Source organism: Acetobacter estunensis (assembly GCF_011516945.1).
Taxonomy (GTDB): domain Bacteria; phylum Pseudomonadota; class Alphaproteobacteria; order Acetobacterales; family Acetobacteraceae; genus Acetobacter; species Acetobacter estunensis.
The window spans coordinates 26,013-41,518 of sequence record NZ_WOTH01000016.1 but is presented as its reverse complement, the minus strand read 5'-3'; the positions used below and the strand labels follow the sequence as shown (position 1 = coordinate 41,518).

Annotated in this window: 16 protein-coding genes and 1 tRNA gene; 9 read left to right on the top strand and 8 right to left on the bottom strand. The window is 59.0% G+C overall.

From position 1 onward, the window contains the following. Positions 1 to 86: 86 nt before the first annotated feature. From GOB87_RS09215 to GOB87_RS09190, 6 genes are all read left to right on the top strand, one after another. Positions 87 to 1,331: a cytochrome b gene (locus tag GOB87_RS09215; protein ID WP_166315587.1), complete on the top strand. Its 1,245-nt coding sequence runs from the start codon at positions 87 to 89 to the stop codon at positions 1,329 to 1,331. Further along, positions 1,331 to 2,107 carry a cytochrome c1 gene (locus tag GOB87_RS09210; protein WP_166315584.1) on the top strand — a complete coding sequence of 259 codons (777 nt, stop codon included), beginning with the start codon at positions 1,331 to 1,333 and terminating at the stop codon, positions 2,105 to 2,107. The genes GOB87_RS09215 and GOB87_RS09210 overlap by 1 nt, the downstream gene beginning before the upstream one ends. A gap of 13 nt (positions 2,108 to 2,120) precedes the next feature. Then, positions 2,121 to 2,741, top strand: coding sequence for a ubiquinol-cytochrome c reductase iron-sulfur subunit (gene petA / locus GOB87_RS09205; RefSeq protein ID WP_166315581.1), 621 nt, complete (start codon positions 2,121 to 2,123; stop codon positions 2,739 to 2,741). 202 nt (positions 2,742 to 2,943) lie between these two features. After that, positions 2,944 to 3,405, top strand: a complete 462-nt coding sequence (locus tag GOB87_RS09200; protein ID WP_166315578.1) for a (2Fe-2S)-binding protein — start codon at positions 2,944 to 2,946, stop codon at positions 3,403 to 3,405. Continuing rightward, entirely contained in the window at positions 3,402 to 5,573 is a 2,172-nt protein-coding gene (locus GOB87_RS09195) for a xanthine dehydrogenase family protein molybdopterin-binding subunit (RefSeq protein ID WP_166315575.1), read from the top strand. The genes GOB87_RS09200 and GOB87_RS09195 overlap by 4 nt, the downstream gene beginning before the upstream one ends. After that, positions 5,570 to 6,820 (top strand): cytochrome c, encoded by a 1,251-nt coding sequence (locus tag GOB87_RS09190; protein WP_166315572.1) that lies wholly within the window; start codon positions 5,570 to 5,572, stop codon positions 6,818 to 6,820. The genes GOB87_RS09195 and GOB87_RS09190 overlap by 4 nt, the downstream gene beginning before the upstream one ends. Positions 6,821 to 6,863: 43 nt before the next feature. On the opposite strand, the gene GOB87_RS09185 is transcribed toward GOB87_RS09190, so the two are convergent. The 8 genes from GOB87_RS09185 to GOB87_RS09150 all read right to left on the bottom strand — a co-directional run bounded on the left by GOB87_RS09185 (position 6,864) and on the right by GOB87_RS09150 (position 12,866). Next, on the bottom strand, positions 6,864 to 7,463 hold the full coding sequence (locus GOB87_RS09185; RefSeq protein WP_166315569.1) for a thioredoxin domain-containing protein: 600 nt from the start codon (positions 7,461 to 7,463) through the stop codon (positions 6,864 to 6,866). Positions 7,464 to 7,484: 21 nt separating this feature from the next. Continuing rightward, entirely contained in the window at positions 7,485 to 8,852 is a 1,368-nt protein-coding gene (locus GOB87_RS09180; RefSeq protein ID WP_166315566.1) for an outer membrane beta-barrel protein, read from the bottom strand. Positions 8,853 to 8,964: 112 nt separating this feature from the next. After that, the gene (locus GOB87_RS16805; RefSeq protein WP_306415888.1) at positions 8,965 to 9,429 is read right to left on the bottom strand and encodes a c-type cytochrome; all 465 of its coding nucleotides are present in this window, start codon (positions 9,427 to 9,429) and stop codon (positions 8,965 to 8,967) included. Positions 9,430 to 9,472: 43 nt separating this feature from the next. Then, the gene (locus GOB87_RS09170; protein ID WP_166315563.1) at positions 9,473 to 9,958 is read right to left on the bottom strand and encodes a c-type cytochrome; all 486 of its coding nucleotides are present in this window, start codon (positions 9,956 to 9,958) and stop codon (positions 9,473 to 9,475) included. 23 nt (positions 9,959 to 9,981) lie between these two features. Then, positions 9,982 to 10,548 carry a methylamine dehydrogenase (amicyanin) small subunit gene (mauA, locus tag GOB87_RS09165; protein ID WP_166315560.1) on the bottom strand — a complete coding sequence of 189 codons (567 nt, stop codon included), beginning with the start codon at positions 10,546 to 10,548 and terminating at the stop codon, positions 9,982 to 9,984. Next, positions 10,535 to 11,140 carry a conjugal transfer protein TraF gene (gene traF, locus GOB87_RS09160; protein WP_166315557.1) on the bottom strand — a complete coding sequence of 202 codons (606 nt, stop codon included), beginning with the start codon at positions 11,138 to 11,140 and terminating at the stop codon, positions 10,535 to 10,537. Before traF ends, mauA begins: the two co-directional genes overlap by 14 nt. Next, positions 11,137 to 11,670 carry a MauE/DoxX family redox-associated membrane protein gene (locus GOB87_RS09155; protein WP_264805095.1) on the bottom strand — a complete coding sequence of 178 codons (534 nt, stop codon included), beginning with the start codon at positions 11,668 to 11,670 and terminating at the stop codon, positions 11,137 to 11,139. Before GOB87_RS09155 ends, traF begins: the two co-directional genes overlap by 4 nt. Positions 11,671 to 11,687: 17 nt before the next feature. Next, positions 11,688 to 12,866 (bottom strand): amine dehydrogenase large subunit, encoded by a 1,179-nt coding sequence (locus GOB87_RS09150; protein WP_194303293.1) that lies wholly within the window; start codon positions 12,864 to 12,866, stop codon positions 11,688 to 11,690. Between the two features lie 251 nt (positions 12,867 to 13,117). Between GOB87_RS09150 and GOB87_RS09145 the strand changes: the two genes are divergently transcribed. From GOB87_RS09145 to GOB87_RS09135, 3 genes are all read left to right on the top strand, one after another. Next, positions 13,118 to 14,260 (top strand): hypothetical protein, encoded by a 1,143-nt coding sequence (locus tag GOB87_RS09145; protein ID WP_166315551.1) that lies wholly within the window; start codon positions 13,118 to 13,120, stop codon positions 14,258 to 14,260. A gap of 79 nt (positions 14,261 to 14,339) precedes the next feature. Further along, positions 14,340 to 14,414, top strand: a tRNA-Val gene (locus GOB87_RS09140). A 722-nt stretch (positions 14,415 to 15,136) separates the two neighbouring features. Further along, on the top strand, positions 15,137 to 15,505 hold the full coding sequence (locus tag GOB87_RS09135) for a hypothetical protein (protein WP_166315548.1): 369 nt from the start codon (positions 15,137 to 15,139) through the stop codon (positions 15,503 to 15,505). Position 15,506 lies beyond the last annotated feature (1 nt).

The following is a 15,506-nucleotide window of genomic DNA, read 5'->3' as shown; positions in this document are numbered from 1 at the left end:
GATACGTGTCATGTCCGAAACAACATGATAGGTTGCGCCGGTCATCGATTTGAACCGGAACGACACGTGCAACCTGGATTTCCCGCATGAAAACGCCCGACAACACGGGCGAATGTTCAACGCCCGCATCGACCGGATCCGGTCTGACAGGATGGATCGACCGCAGGCTGCCGGTCGTCTCCGCTTTCCGCGCAGAATACATCGATTTCCGCATGCCCCGGAATCTGAACTGGCTGTGGAACTTCGGCGCGATTCTGACCGTCGTGCTGCTGCTCATGCTGGCAACCGGCACGTTTCTGGCCATGAACTACACCCCCACCAGCGCCGGCGCGTTCGCCTCTGTCGAGGCCATCGACCGGCAGCTTTCGGGTGGCTGGCTCCTGCGGGCCATGCACATGACCGGCGCGAATCTCTTCCTCGCGGCCCTCTACATCCACCTGTTCCGTGGCCTGTATTACGGCTCCTACAAAGCGCCGCGGGAGATTCTGTGGCTAACCGGCCTCATCCTGCTGGTCATGGTCATGGCGACGGCTTTCGCAGGCTATATGCTGCCATGGGGCCAGATGTCCTATTGGGGCGCGGACGTAATCACCAAGGCCGTCGGCGCCGTGCCGCTGATCGGTGCCACGTTGGAGCACGTCCTGACCGGCAGTGATCATCTGGGCGATGTCTTCCTGCACCGCTTCTTCGTCCTGCACTTCCTTCTGGCTTTTCTCGTGGTGGCCGTGGTGGGACTGCATGTCGCCGCCGTGCATTTCAGCGGCTCCAACAATCCGCTGGGAATCGAGCCGAAAACGAAAAAGGACACACTGACCTTCCACCCCTATTACACAACCAAGGATCTGGTTGGCCTGCTGGTTTTTGCACTGGTGTTCTCGGCGTTGATGTTCTTCTGGCCGGGCATTCTGACGGAAGCGGCGAATTACGCCCCGGCCGACCCGATGCACACACCCGCCGACATTGAGCCTGAGTGGTACTTCCTTCCCTATTACGGGTTGCTGCAATCCGTGCCGTCCAAGTTCGGCGGCCTCGTAGTCTCGGCTGCGTCTCTGCTCGTGCTGTTCGCGCTTCCCTGGCTGGACCGTTCGCCCGTACGCTCGGCGCGTTTCCGGCCCATCTGCCGCGTGGGTCTGTTCGGTCTGGTGGCGGCCTTCGTACTGCTGGCTGCGGCAGGCAAGCACCATGCCGAAGGCGGCTGGATGCTCGTCGGACGGCTGGCTGGGCTTTACTATTTTGCCTATTTCCTCGTGCTGCTGCCACTCGCGTCACGTATCGAAAAGACACGCCCGCTGCCCTCCTCCATCGCGGCCGCGACACAAGGAGACGCATGATGGCGCGCCCCCACAGCACCCTGCTGGTCGTCGCCGGACTGGCTGCGGCAAGCGTTTCGGCGCAGGCCGCCATTCCTGAATCTCTTGTGCCGCCACAGCAAACGTGGAGTTTCGATGGACCTCTGGGCCGGTTCGATCAGGGCAGCCTACAGCGCGGCTTCATGGTTTATGACCGCATTTGCTCGACCTGCCACGGCATGAAAAGCCTGACCTACAACGACCTGCGCGGCATCGGGATGACCCAGCAGGCCATCACCGATCTGGCGCATTCCAAGATGATTGCCGGGCCGCCGGACGTGACAGGCCAGCCAACCATGCGTCCCGGTCTGCCGGACGATCATTTCCGCTCGCCCTTCCCCAGCGATGCCGCAGCGGCAGCCGTGATGGGAGGGGTTGCACCGCCTGACCAGTCACGGCTGGCGGCCATCCAGCCCCATGGTGCGGACTGGCTCTATGCATTCCTGACCGGCTACAAGATGCCGCCTCCGGCTGGCGCGCCCATGGTGCCGGGCAAGCTCTACAACGACTGGGTGGACGGGCATCTGATCGGCATGCCGCCGCCGCTGATGAACGGGATGATTCAGTATCCCGACGGCACACCGGCGACCGTGGAACAGCAGGCCCGCGACGTGACGACCTTCCTCGTCTGGGCGTCGGACCCACATCGCAACGAGCGGCACCGGATCGGCGTCTCGACGGTGCTCTATCTTCTCTTCCTTCTCGGCCTCGCGATTGCCTGGAAGCTGAAGACCTGGAAACGCGCGAAGGCACAGTGAGAACGGGCGAATCATGAGCCAAGACACCACCGACACCCCTGAACCCGGCCGCCGCGATTTCCTCGGTCTTGTCACCACGACAGGCGTGGCGGCGGGTGCCTGCGCCTGCGCCGTGCCCTTCGTGCAAAGTCTGGAGCCGCAAGACAGCGTGTCCGCCCATCTGCCGGTCGATGTGGACATCTCCAAACTTGCCCCCGGCCAGCAGATGACCGCCGTGTGGCAGGGTAAGCCCGTGTTCATCCTGCGCCGCACTCCTGAAGACCTGAAAGCGTTACAGGACACGAAGCTGATTGCCGATCTGCGCGATCCGGATTCCAGCATCGTCCAGCAGCCCGATTATGCCCGCAACTGGCACCGGTCTCTGGTGCCCGAATATGGGGTCTATGTCGGGGTCTGTACGCATCTGGGTTGCGTACCAGCCTATGAAGCCGCAACGGGAGGCCCGAATGGCGGCCGCTATAACTGCCCCTGCCATGGCTCGAAATTCGATCTGGCCGGACGGGTGCGAAAAGGTGTGCCCGCCCCTTATAACCTGCCGGTGCCGCCGCACGTCATGACCAGCGTGACAACGCTGCGACTGGGTGAGAACCCGCAGGGCAAGTTTTTCGACTTCTCCTCCATCGTGCAGATCTGACATCAGGCTCACCGTCGTCACACATGTGATGACGGTGTTCTGATACGGATTTTCTTTCGTCAGCCTCAAAAGCATCGCATCTATATTTCTTCATATACAGAAGATGCTTTGTTTTTTCTGAAAAAACGCATCTTCTTCCTTCCTCCCGCGTTTCCCGCATGTAATGATTTCATTACGAAACGAGAAATTCGAGGGAGCCTTCATGCTGACACTTCGCGTGAATGGACAGACGCACACGGTGGATGTCGAGCCGGACACCCCCTTGCTGTGGGTCCTGCGGGATGTGCTTGGCCTGAACGGCACCAAGTTCGGCTGCGGCATCGCGCAGTGCGGCGTCTGTACCGTGCATTTGGACAACCGTCCCGTACGAGCCTGCGTGCTGCCCGTGGGGGAAATCGGCAACCGTGCCGTCACCACCATCGAGGCTCTGGATGAGGCCGATCCCGTCGTCCACGCCGTGAAGAAAGCGTGGATCGATCTCGATGTCGTGCAATGCGGCTACTGCCAACCCGGACAGATCATGGCGGCAGTCGGGCTTATCCGCTCCACGCCCAACCCGAGTGACGAGCAGATCGACAGCGCCATGTCCGGCAACATGTGCCGCTGCGGCACCTATATGCGCATCCGCAAGGCCATCCATCAGGCGGCGGGAGATGTGGCATGACGCAAAACGCACCCAACCGTGGGCCACACACAGGACGACGCGGTCTTCTCCTTGGCGGTGGCGGTCTTCTGTTGGCCACGCTCTGGCCAGTCAAAGGCCTCCGTGCCGATGCCGGGATGCTCGTGGAAGACAGCACAGCCCCCTTCGCACCAAACGCCTATATCCGCATCACCCCTGACAACCGTATCACGCTTATTTTGCCCAATATCGAGATGGGACAAGGCATCTACACCTCCTCGGTCATGCTGATCGCCGAGGAACTGGGTGTCGATCTCAACCAGATCGAGATGGAAGCCGCCCCTCCCGGCGGAGGAGCAGAGATTACCGGCGGCTCCATGTCCATCATGACGGAATGGAAACCGCTGCGCGAAGCCGGAGCTGCCGCCCGAACCGTGCTGGTGCAGGCCGCCGCGAAACGCTGGAACGCGAAACCGGAAAGCTGCACGGTCGAATCCGGCACCATTCGACATCTTTCCGGGCTGCGACTGACGTTCGGCGCCGTGGCCTCGGACGCCGCCAAATTGCCGCTTCCCAAGGAGCCGCAACTCAAGAGCGCGGCCCAGTATCGCCTGATCGGCAAGCCCCAGCATCGGCTCGACAGCGTCGTGAAGGTGGAGGGACGCGCGGTCTTCGGCATCGATGTGCAGATCCCCGGCCAGAAAATCGGCACGGTCGCGGCGTCCCCTGTCATCGGCGGCACTCTGAAAGACTTCAACCGCGATGCGGCCATGGCCGTGCCAGGTGTCGTGGCCGTTCTGGTCACGGATGCGAAAGACGCCGTATGTGTCGTGGGAGATCATTACTGGGCAGCCCATAAGGGACTGATGGCCCTTCACCCGGAATGGAACGAAGGCGAGAACGCCAAGGTCACGACCCAGACTGTCTATGACCAGTTGCACGACGGCCTCAAAGGGCCAGCCATTGTCCCCACCTCCAAGGGCGATGCGCCAGCCATCATCGCAAAATCTCACGCTCATTACAGCGCGGTTTATCAACAACCGCTTCTCGCTCACTCCACAATGGAGCCGATCAACTGCACCGCTCACGTACGACCCGATGGCTGCGACGTATGGACCGGCACACAGGTTGCGGATCGCGCACGCGACACTGCTGCGGAAATCACAGGGCTGCCCAAGGAAAAGATCGCGGTTCACAGCCAGTATATCGGGGGCGGGTTCGGGCGACGGCTGGAACACGAATACATCACGCAATGCGTTCAGTTCGCAAAACAGGTGCCCTATCCACTCAAGATCGTCTGGAGCCGCGAGGAAGACATCACCCGCGATCGCTACCGCCCGGCTTATGTGGACGAAGTAACGGCGGGGCTGGACGAGAAAGGCCACGTCACGGCCATGACGCATCGCGTGGTCGGCCCCGCCGTAGTGGCGCGCTGGGATCCGCCAGAACTGACCAAGGAAGGTTACGATGAGGATCTTTCGGTCGGCACGCTCATCACTCCTTACAATTACCCGGCGTATCGTCTCGAATTTGCCCGTCGGGAGGCTCCGGGCGTCATCACCGCATGGTGGCGCGGCGTGGGCGGCACGCGCGGGCTGTTCGTTGTGGAAGGCTTCATCGACGAACTGGCAGGACGCGCGGGTGTCGATCCCGTAGCTTATCGCCGCGAGATGGTGAAGGACAACCCGCGCGCACTGGCCGTACTGGACCGTGTCGCGAAAGAGGCAGGCTGGAACACGCCCCTGCCTCAAGGGCGAGCGCGTGGTGTAGCGCTCCAGTTCGCTTTCGGCTCCTACATGGCAACCGTCGCCGAGATCGAAATGCCCGAGAACAACGTCGTCATCATTCATCGCGTCACAGCCGCGGTCGATTGCGGACAGGTCGTCAATCCGGATCAGGTGATTTCACAGATCGAAGGCGGCCTGATCTTCGGTTTCAGCGCCGCGCTCTACAGTGAGATCACACTCAAAGACGGATGGGTGGAGCAGAAAAACTTCAATACGTGGCGCGTCATGCGCATGAACGAGGCTCCGCGCCGGATCGATGTGCATTTGATGGAGAGTTCAGAAGACCCCGGCGGTATCGGGGAAGTCGGCACAGCCGCAGCCGCACCGGCACTCGCCAACGCCATGGCGGCGGCACAGGGTCATCGCTACCGCACCCTTCCCCTGCTTTCTCCCCGCAATCTGGAGAAGGAGGCCGCGAAATGAGCCGCTTTTCTCACGCGCGCGCCCTGCTGACCGGCTCGGGCCTCGCCACGCTGGCGCTCCTTTCCTCCCTAAACACCGCGCGCGCAGACAGTGCAGTTCTCGCCCGTGGCGAATACCTTGCCCGCGCCTCAGACTGCGAAGCCTGTCACACCGCGCCGGGCGGCGTTCCGTTTGCGGGTGGCCGCGCCTTCAATGTGCCGGGCATGGGCGTGCTCTATTCTTCCAATATCACGCCCGATCCGAAGCACGGCATCGGCAAATGGACCGATGAGGAATTCACCCGCTCCGTTCGCGAAGGCATCTCCCCCGGCTGGAAGCATCTTTATCCCGCCATGCCTTATCCAGCCTACGCGCGAATGAGTCCGGCCGAAGTGAAAGATCTTCGAGCATGGCTGGCGACTGTCCCCAAATCAGCCAACACGCCACCCGCCAACAGGCTGCGCTTTCCGTTTTCCATCCGCGCAATCATGATCGGGTGGAACCTGCTCAACGGACCGCGATCTTCCTATCCAGACGATCCGAGCAAGTCAGCGGAATGGAACCGAGGTCGCACCCTCGTGGAAGGACCCGGACACTGCGCGGACTGCCATTCACCCCGCACCCTGACCTCCGGTCTGTCCACGAGCCGGGCTTTTGCCGGCAACACGATCAACGGATTGCGCGCCTATAACATCACACCCGATCGCACGAGCGGCATTGGCGGATGGACGGATGAGGCACTGGCCCAATATCTGGCCACCGGTCACGCGGACGGTCATGGCACGGCATCTGCCGATATGGCCGAGGTCATTACTTATAGCCTGCGCCACCTTACTCCAGGCGACATTCGCGCGATGGTGACGTATTTGCGTGATCTCAAACCCGTTGCGTCGGACGATGCCCCTGCTCCCTCCCGCGTAATTGTCTCCAACAACGGGACAGTGCCGCAGAATACACGCGGTGGTCGCCTGTTCGTCTCTGCCTGCGCGGGCTGTCACCTGGCGGATGGCTCAGGACGCCAAACGCCTTACGCCAATATCGCAGGAGCACGTTCTCTCAGCGCCAACGATGGTCACAACCTGATCCGCATCATCATGGACGGATCGTCCCTCACGACGAGAGATGGCAGCACACACGCCATGCCGGGCTTTGCGGGAGGTGGTTACAGCCGAAAAGATCTGACGGACATCACCAGCTTCGTCATGACTCATTTCACTGAGGCCACGCCTTCGGAAGCGGCGCTGAACAAGGCGATGGACGCCAAATAAGCTCAGTGTCCTGCCTGACACCCGCAGGCAGGACACTGAGCACTCACACCAGAGCGGTTTTCTGCCTGCGGGTGTGGGAAATGTAATCCTGCACGGTGGCAAAACCGCTTTCCCAAGCGTTGAGCAGGCTTTCCAGATGCTCGCGGCTGTTCACCAATCCACGCGCGAGAAGGACGCCATCTGGAGCAAGCAGAAACGCGGCTGGCAACTTGTCCACTTCCAGTGCGCGACCAAGCGCGGGGTCATTGACGAAATGATCCGCTGGCATGCCGGATGCCGCAACAAAACGCTCCTGCACTGCCTGCGCGTCATCTCCCGCGAACAGAAGGTCCACCTGCTCACGCCGTGCGAAATCCTGCGCGATGGGGATTACTTTGCGCGAGACCGGACAAGTAGCCGACACGAATAGAAGCAGCCGCGGCCCATTGCCGGTCGCAAGGGAAATGGTGCCACCGTTGAGAAGATGAAACGGTTGCGAGGGAGCAGCTTCGCCCGGTTGCGGTCCACGTGAATTGGTCAGGGCGCCCACCGGCGCCACCTCTCGAAAAAGCTGCCGCACGCGGGCCATGACCCGCCATGTGACATAGAGCGCCGCCACGAGCACGACCGTCAGCAGCACATTCCCCGCGATCAGAATATTCATCAGCGGCATCATCCGAACCTCTTAAAACGCCCAGATAGCGTCACAACTGAACCAGAACATGTTGTTCATGCCCTTGTCAGCATATCCCACACCCGGCGTATCCGTGGCCGACGTGCGGTTAAACGGGCGCGTGCCATTGAGCGACTTGTCCAGACGGAGTTCGGGACGGATGGTCAGGCTTCCTTTGGCAAGATTGTCATTGATGAACTGGGGCCGATAGGAAACACCCACCGTCAGTTCGCCATAGGTCGTGCCGGGAGCATAGTCATACGCGTAATTCCGGCCGCGCAGTTCATTGACGTAGGACATGGTGCCGATATTGTTGCCGACCACACCACCGTTGTTGTCGCGGAAGACTTCACCACGAGCGTTAAAGGTCAACCACGGGTAAAAATCGTGGGCGTAATAGACGGTCACGCCGTAGACGTCATCCTGCAGATAATCGTCATGGAAATATGTGCCGTTGAGAGTCACGCTGGTCTTGTCATCGATTTTGTAGGTGGCGAGCAAATCTCCAATGTATTCCATTGCATGATTAGCCTCGCGGCCGATGGCATAAACACTCTGCTGCGGGCCGACATAGGCTGTCGCGGTGATATCGAGCTTGCCATCCATCAGACCGTTGAAGGCAAATCCGAAATACCCCTTGGGGCGGCTATTGTTCTTCGCGCCGCCGAAGGTGGTCGAGTTGCCAGCGTTGACACCCAGAATCCAGTCGAAATGTTCGGCGAGGTGAACCGTTGCGGTCACGCCCACCACTTCGAACGGCACAATGAAATCGGATGAATAATTGTAGCTGTAGAAAGGCCGCTCCAGCGCGTCCGTGCCCTCGAAGCCCTGCATACCGTACATCTGACCGATCTGGAGATCGACGCCGTCCTTCGTAAACCAGGGAAGATGCGCGTCGATATGCGCCTGCGTGGGCGCCCACTGGTACATGCCGGTCAGATTGCCGTCGCCCATGCCGATCGTCGGGTTCATGCGCGCATCCGAGCCGTAAAGGACTTCGAACACGAACCCCAGACCATACCCACCGCCTAGATCCGATACCGGATGGGAGAGCGTACCGGTGATCTGATTGAGTGTGGCGGTGTTCGCGCGATCAATATAGGACTGCGCCCAGTTGCGCCCGGTATGCGTCCATGGATTGCCGTTCACGCCCGCTTCCACAACGATATGACCTTCAAGATCATCAAACCAGTTGTGGCTTTCAGGTGGCTTGAGATTGATTTCCGCTTTCGCCGCGTCCTGCTTTTCTGCCGCTGTTTCTTCGCTCACCAGAGGCCGACCAGCTTCTTCGGGCGTAAGACGCTCCTGAGCAAAGGCAGGCACGGAGGCAAGCTGAAGGGCAAAACAGGCCCCCATGGACAGCCGATAGCGAAACTTCATACGGCAGGAACTCCCTGATTTTCGATATGATACCGGAACATATTGTCGGAACAGGGCATTCGCCTTGCATTCGAGAAGCGGCCCTTATTGTGGAGAGACACTTCTGCCCCTCCTATCCCTCCTTTCCGCTTTTCTTACTGGAGCAGGCCGCAAGGGCACGGCCCAGCACTTCGCTCCGCTGCTGCATGAAACCCGGCACCGACAGAGGATGCTGCCGCAGGTCGTGAATCTCCGAGGCCGTGTAGGGATGAAAGTCCGAAGGAAGACTGCTTCCCGCCAGACGCAACATCACGAAGTTCATCACATCCGCAAGCGTTTGATCGTTACGAATCAATGACATCGACACACCCGGCACCCGGATGAGATAGGCGCGTCCTTCATCCGTGCAGGCGAAGGCTCCCACAGCGTTACGCATGGTCGGCACGAATGTGTTGCCCGATATTCCCTCGATGCCGTGACAACCGCCACAGTGGGAGACATATTCCACTTGCGTATGATCGAGAGTTGTCGCACCGGGAACCGCATCGGCGGCATGAGCCGCCCCCACGATGAGGCCACTCCCCATGGCGACAGCCATCAGCCCGTGAAGGGACCAATGGCAAAGCCGCTTTCCGACAGCTTTACGGAATAGGGTGGACAGCATCGAGCTTCTTTCGCTCATCCAGAATGGCGGCAGGCGCCAGTGTTCCGGCAGCCCGCGCCGCCTTCACGTCATCCGCTGTGAAAGTTGGGGCCGGCTTCGCATCCCCGAGCGAGGCCACATAAGTCAGGATGGCCGCGACGTTTTCATCCGTCTGCGCCACGAAGGACGGCATGTAACCCGTGTAGGAGTTGCCACCAGCCTTGATGGTGCCGGACAGACCGTTGAGCAGAACGTGCATAACATAGGTCTTGCCTTCCGCAGAGGAGGCAATGGTGCCGATACGCCCCTTCAGAGTGGGGTACATGCCCGGAACGCCCGCTCCACCGACCTGATGACACAGACTGCAATTGGCGTTGTAAAGCTGCTGCCCGTCCGCCGCCGCATGAGCGGAGCCGGAAAGAGCAACTCCAGCCGCCAAGACCGCGAGGAGAGGAAAAGCGAAAGTCTTTTTTGTAAGCTTCATGATCCGTTCTTCGTATTCGTGTCTCAGGACGCCTTGCCAATCACGGCGGCGGTCGAACAGTTGTACATCTCCGATGTCCCGGTACCGAAACACCAGATGATGTCGTTATTCGCCATCGGACGATAGGACGGCTGGTCCCCATCTGTATTGAGGCACGTCACTTCGTTACAGGAATCCTGTCCGCAGCAATCGCGGTAAGCAATCATGTAGGAATTGCCATCCTGCGGATTGTAGCAGCTGCCAATCCACGAGGTGGGCGACGGAGCCGTGCCCGGCGGACAGCTGTGCACACCACCGCCGCAACTCGTGCAGAGGTTTCCGTCGATGGCGCAGTAGCGCCAGTAATCGCAGGCGTTTTCATCCTTGGCCTGCGCCTTGGAACCGAACGGCGTCATGGCTTTCGGCTTGGCGCTGGCCGCGTCGGCCCGACTGACGGGCAGCAGCATAAAGGCCGGAGCGGCAGCCACGGCTCCGCCGATCCTGGTGATCACGTCACGACGCGAACTGTGACCGGCAATGCGGCGCAGCACGGTTTCGGTCAGACGATCAAGCAGGGAGCCCTGCTTTGTGGCAGTCTCAGACGGCAGCATGAGAAATCTCCCCTATCTGGGCGCGAGCCTGCGGGGCTGGAGCGGCAATGCCCTCCAGCAACCCTTCGATCTGGCGTCGCGTATTGACGATATCCTTCACCCGGATGGTGCCGTGCTCATCGAGCAGCACCAAAGCGGGCAGACGGTTGATCTGGAGAACCAGTCCGAGTTCCACGCCCGTCAGAAGCGGAACTCCCTGCATTTCGGCGCGACTGGCCACCATGGTCTTGAGTTCGGGTTCTGGCCCATCTCCGACAAACAGAAGCTCGAAGCCCCGTTCCGCAGCCATCTGCCGAACAACGGGAATAACCCGTTTGCAGACAGGACATTCCGGAGCGACGAACAGCAACATCTGGAAATGACCGGGCGCCAGTGGATCTCCGATGACAACCGGAGCGCCCTCGAGTGTGTGCAGCACCAGACGTGGAACCACCTGCCCCACCTCCAGCCCGGACCGTGCCTCTTGCGGACCGATGGGCGCCATCCGTTCATGCAGAACGCCAATCTGCCGCGCCAACGCAAACAGCGTAACCGTAAGCACAGCCAGCAGCGCCGTGAGCGCAACCTGCCAGAGGACAAGAACCCACATCATGCGTGCCCGCTTTCGGCAAGGCTCACAGCCTCACTGTCCACAGCACGCAATGACTGCCACAGCAGCCATAGGGCCACGCCGGACACCACGCCTTCCACCTGCAGCAACAATGAGTCGCTTCCGCCCCTCATCGCGAAGGGCGCGAGCGCAGGCATGACGCACGCCAGTGTCCGCAAGGTCAGCGTCCACGAAAGACGCTCCCCTTTCATCCCCGGCGTGCAGCCGCACGAAAGGTCCGTGCGTCCACGCGCCACATTGACACCCATGGCAACAGCAAAAACCATCAGCATCAGAGCGGCCAGCATACCACCGAGAGGCGCGCCCAAACCCGATAGAAGCGAAGCCCCTGCGGTTACTTCCAGCACACCCAACATCCACGCTACGCCTTCCAGCATCCAGCCGGGCAGCAGGCGATAGGACGCAAGCACGCCAAGAAACACATCATGCTCGCGCAACTTGGCGATGCCCGCCACGAGAAACATCATTCCGATGCCCCCCGCGCACACAGCCGACACGCCTTCCGTGATCACACCGAAGACCTCCGGCCTCATCCTTCACCGGGTGCGAGAGTGAAGATCAGGGAGCCACCAAGCGCCTTCATCTTACGAAGCTGCTTGCCGGTCTTCGGATCGAGGATGAAAAAGTCGCCCGTATCTTCATCGGTGGCGAACATCAGTGGTTTGTCGTCCTGTGTCACACCCACCATGGGGCTTGCCACAGGCAGCGGCATCCGGCGCAGACGCTTGTGGGTCTCGGTGTCATACACCCACACTTCCGTGCCACCGTCCTTGTGCGTCCAGAACGTGCCTTTATGCATCAACACATAAAGTTCGTGCGTGCTCTTGTGCAACGCGGCCATCTGCCAACCGCCCGGACGCCATGTGACTTCAAAAGGCTTGGAAGAGTCCGGAGCAGCCTTCAGACCTGCGCCTTCCTGCAACGACCATGGCTTGGCCACAGTGGAGTCCGCACCAAGCTTCGCCTCGTACACCTTACCGGTGTAGCTGATGAACCATGCCTTCCCGTCCTTGGTCACAGACGGGCTCTGTTCGAAGATCCCGTCATGATCGGGTTCGAAGAACGCTGCCGTATGGGTCATGGAAGACTTGCCATCTGCACCCAAGCTCACATTGGCCAGAGTGCCGTCGGCGCAGAGCGATGAGAAGCCGCTATTGCCCCACGAATAGGCCAGCGCGCAGCCGGGAATATCCACGGTCTGGGCAACTTTGTGCGTCTTGGTGTCCACAACCTCGACCGCGTTGCTGGGGCTCATCTGATAGACATAAACATACGAACCGTCGGCGCTGATCGCGAGATCGTTGCGCTTGGGCGTGACCAGCGCACGCGACGGCAGTTTCTCGTCGGCGATGATCCGGAGTGTGGACGAATCGTATTCGGCCAGCAGGTCGTTCCGCTCGCCGCGGTTACCGCGTTCCCATGTGGTTTCACCCACATAAAACTTGCTGGCGTCATCGGCCGTCATCACGACATTGGCGTTATAGGCCGCCTGCACCATGCCCAGCAGACGCCCTTTGTCGCCGTCCACTATATAGGTACGACCGTCCTTGTTGTGCTGATAGACAGCGTCCACCACGAGGATGGTGTGCGCTGACCAAGGGGCCAGCTTGACGGTATCACTCTGCTCCGTCTGCAGGACAGGCTCTTCCGCCCGGCCGGAAGTGGCTCCAGCCAGCAGGGCAAGGCCGCTCGCCAGCGAGCACAGCATGGCGGCGCGCGTTACGCGGCGGCCAGCGGAGTTACGCGAATTCGGGAGGGTCATGTGACTCTTTTCTATCGGTTTCGCAACATTTTGGAATGTTAACTAAAGAAGCCGTTTCGGCAAGAGAAAATGTCACATTTTGTTCGCGCACAAACGCGACATCCCTGTCAGTATGCGACGGATAAATCTTTGACAGCCAGGACCTTGCAATGCTGCATGAAGCCTCCAACGTCTCATAGGGCAAGGAGGCCGCCAGCATGAATGACGGAAAAAAGATTGCAGCACTTGGACTCCTGCTGTGCGGGACGCAATTGGCATCGCCGGTTCATGCGGAACAAACGGTGAGTCGCGATCTCAGTTTCACCAAGCGGTCGACGGATTTCTTTGTGAAGAATTCCTTCCCCCTCCTGCCCGTGACGGATGCCACGCGGATCAAGCGCGTTCATGGCACAGTCTTCACCATCACCCGGAAAGGCGAGAAGGCTGGTGAGCCGATTTCCTCTGAAACGCTGTTCAGCCTGACCATCGCACGCAATGGGCACTGCCCAGTAGATGGTGAAAAGCAGAACGATTACAGTGACATCTACAATCGCTATGACAGCTTCGGACTGGGCGCCACCATCCTCAAACAGATACATCTTGGCACCAAGACCTTCAGCTTCGATTACACGTTTCCCGTGCCGCTTCAGGTCCATGCTGCACAAGGAAGCTGCCTTTTCATGAATTTTGACGGCAGCGATTTTGCCAATGGCGAATATACGATGGGCGCTCATATAACAGTCGATTATGACACGGAATCAGAGGCGCGCTCTCTTACGCGCTCCCTGCTTTCAACGGGCACCACAGCACAAAAAGGCCAGATCGCGGGGCTGGACGCCGAGTTTCTTGTGAGCGTCAACAACCGTGATGCGCCATCTCTCAACGCTTATGTCGGCATACCCATTCATCAGGGAGGTCAGATCCCTCCCGGATCAACCATTTTGCACGTATTTGGGAACGCGACCGCCAGCAGCGATCCTCACCGGCCGTTTCCATTGGCGACTACGGGGAAATGGAACATAACCCACAACATCCTTGTCTATACAAAGGACAGTTGCCAACGTGCCTTCCACAATCATATTCCCGGTAAATTCATGTGGAACGATTTGAGCGGCACCGCGTCCCATCCCAACATGAGTTCCGCCTTCTGGACTGACGCTGTGAAAATAGGTTCGGTCGATCTGGGAGGTATTGGGGATCAAAGCACAGTCGGCTCAGCGGTGGCGGTCCCCGGCCGACTGCCGATGGTGGTGCATGAAGGCGATTGCCTGGTCGATGCCATCATCCCCAGCGGAGACATGACGGATCCTCGTCCCTTCAACACCGAAAGCCAAGTCTATGTCGAATATGTAGCGCCATAAGATCATACGAGGGAAAAGAAAATCATTCTGTCCTCTTGCGCTCCCTCCAATATGTCAGTATGAGCAGCGCATTGAGACCGGGTGCGTAGCTCAGCGGTAGAGCATCGCCTTCACACGGCGGGGGTCACAGGTTCAATCCCTGTCGCACCCACCACGGTTTCGCAAGAATTCTCATCAAAATAAAACTTAGTCAGATTCTTCAGAAGGAATCTGGCAGGTAGAAATCTGTTCGGGCGAAAAGCATATCTTATACACTCCGCCACATCATCCCCTCTTCCTCGCACTTCTTCCGATCAACTGATCCAAGCCAACGAAAACGAGGTCGACCCGGTTCGGGCCTATTCCATTCAATAGATCGCAGCGCCCTTTCCAGCACGCAGGGCAAAGCGTAACCTCCGCAAACATTTACGGAGAGTTCACATGAACAAATTACTGGTCATTGGTCTTGTATTTTTCCTGACCGCCTGCGGAATGCAACACGCAGGTTGCCCAACCGATTTGCCTCAGGCCCCAGACGACACAACCGGCGTCAAATCGGCACTCAGAACCTGTAACTGACAAATATTTTCATTATCACACCATGCTTTTCTCTTCCGTCTATTCCTTTATATTGGAACAGGTGGAAGAGAACATAGCCTACTGTCCGGACAGTTGGACAAACTCCACTGACCTCGCGCCCGCATCCTGATATCGGACGATAATCTGACAGAATGATTCGTTCAGAAAACAAGCACCGCTCATAGGTTCAAGGTCCGAAGAAGGGCTCTTTTTCGCCAGCGAAAAGTTCGAATACAATTCGAGATCAAAATGAATGTTGATTTTTGGAACGAATGGAATCTACGCTGCATTCATTGAGTTCTGACCGGAGTTACAGCGTTGAAAACCATCGCCGCGCTTCCCCTCCTAGCCCTTGCTTTCTTCAGTGGACAGGCTCATGCCAGCGCGCAGGGACTGGGCTTCATTTCATCCAGATGCTCGGAAGTAGAGCATCTTTCTTTTGATCCCAGCCAACCCGTGGGTCAGAATGTTCTGGGATTTTTCTCCGGCCTCACAACGGCGTCCGATGCCATTGAGCAAAACGAAGGCAATCAGGCTTACAAAACTCCCGAAATCACAGATGTCCGACTGGTCACGACATCCGTGCAGAAAGAGTGTTCGGAACATCCCGACTGGGAACTGTCCACAGCAGTGACCGAATTCTGGGCAGAAATGACAAAACGGGCAAATACGCATTCAAAATCATAAT

What these genes read in the sequence shown, in the direction of transcription:
- GOB87_RS09145 (WP_166315551.1), top strand. Translation starts at nt 13,118, where the DNA reads ATGAATGACGGAAAAAAGATTGCAGCACTTGGACTCCTGCTGTGCGGG.
- GOB87_RS09185 (WP_166315569.1), bottom strand. Translation starts at nt 7,463, where the DNA reads ATGAATATTCTGATCGCGGGGAATGTGCTGCTGACGGTCGTGCTCGTG.
- petA (WP_166315581.1), top strand. Translation starts at nt 2,121, where the DNA reads ATGAGCCAAGACACCACCGACACCCCTGAACCCGGCCGCCGCGATTTC.
- GOB87_RS09195 (WP_166315575.1), top strand. Translation starts at nt 3,402, where the DNA reads ATGACGCAAAACGCACCCAACCGTGGGCCACACACAGGACGACGCGGT.
- GOB87_RS09210 (WP_166315584.1), top strand. Translation starts at nt 1,331, where the DNA reads ATGGCGCGCCCCCACAGCACCCTGCTGGTCGTCGCCGGACTGGCTGCG.
- GOB87_RS16805 (WP_306415888.1), bottom strand. Translation starts at nt 9,429, where the DNA reads ATGGCTGTCGCCATGGGGAGTGGCCTCATCGTGGGGGCGGCTCATGCC.
- GOB87_RS09190 (WP_166315572.1), top strand. Translation starts at nt 5,570, where the DNA reads ATGAGCCGCTTTTCTCACGCGCGCGCCCTGCTGACCGGCTCGGGCCTC.
- GOB87_RS09215 (WP_166315587.1), top strand. Translation starts at nt 87, where the DNA reads ATGAAAACGCCCGACAACACGGGCGAATGTTCAACGCCCGCATCGACC.
- GOB87_RS09150 (WP_194303293.1), bottom strand. Translation starts at nt 12,866, where the DNA reads ATGCTGTGCTCGCTGGCGAGCGGCCTTGCCCTGCTGGCTGGAGCCACT.
- mauA (WP_166315560.1), bottom strand. Translation starts at nt 10,548, where the DNA reads ATGCTGCCGTCTGAGACTGCCACAAAGCAGGGCTCCCTGCTTGATCGT.
- GOB87_RS09200 (WP_166315578.1), top strand. Translation starts at nt 2,944, where the DNA reads ATGCTGACACTTCGCGTGAATGGACAGACGCACACGGTGGATGTCGAG.
- traF (WP_166315557.1), bottom strand. Translation starts at nt 11,140, where the DNA reads ATGATGTGGGTTCTTGTCCTCTGGCAGGTTGCGCTCACGGCGCTGCTG.
- GOB87_RS09170 (WP_166315563.1), bottom strand. Translation starts at nt 9,958, where the DNA reads ATGAAGCTTACAAAAAAGACTTTCGCTTTTCCTCTCCTCGCGGTCTTG.
- GOB87_RS09180 (WP_166315566.1), bottom strand. Translation starts at nt 8,852, where the DNA reads ATGAAGTTTCGCTATCGGCTGTCCATGGGGGCCTGTTTTGCCCTTCAG.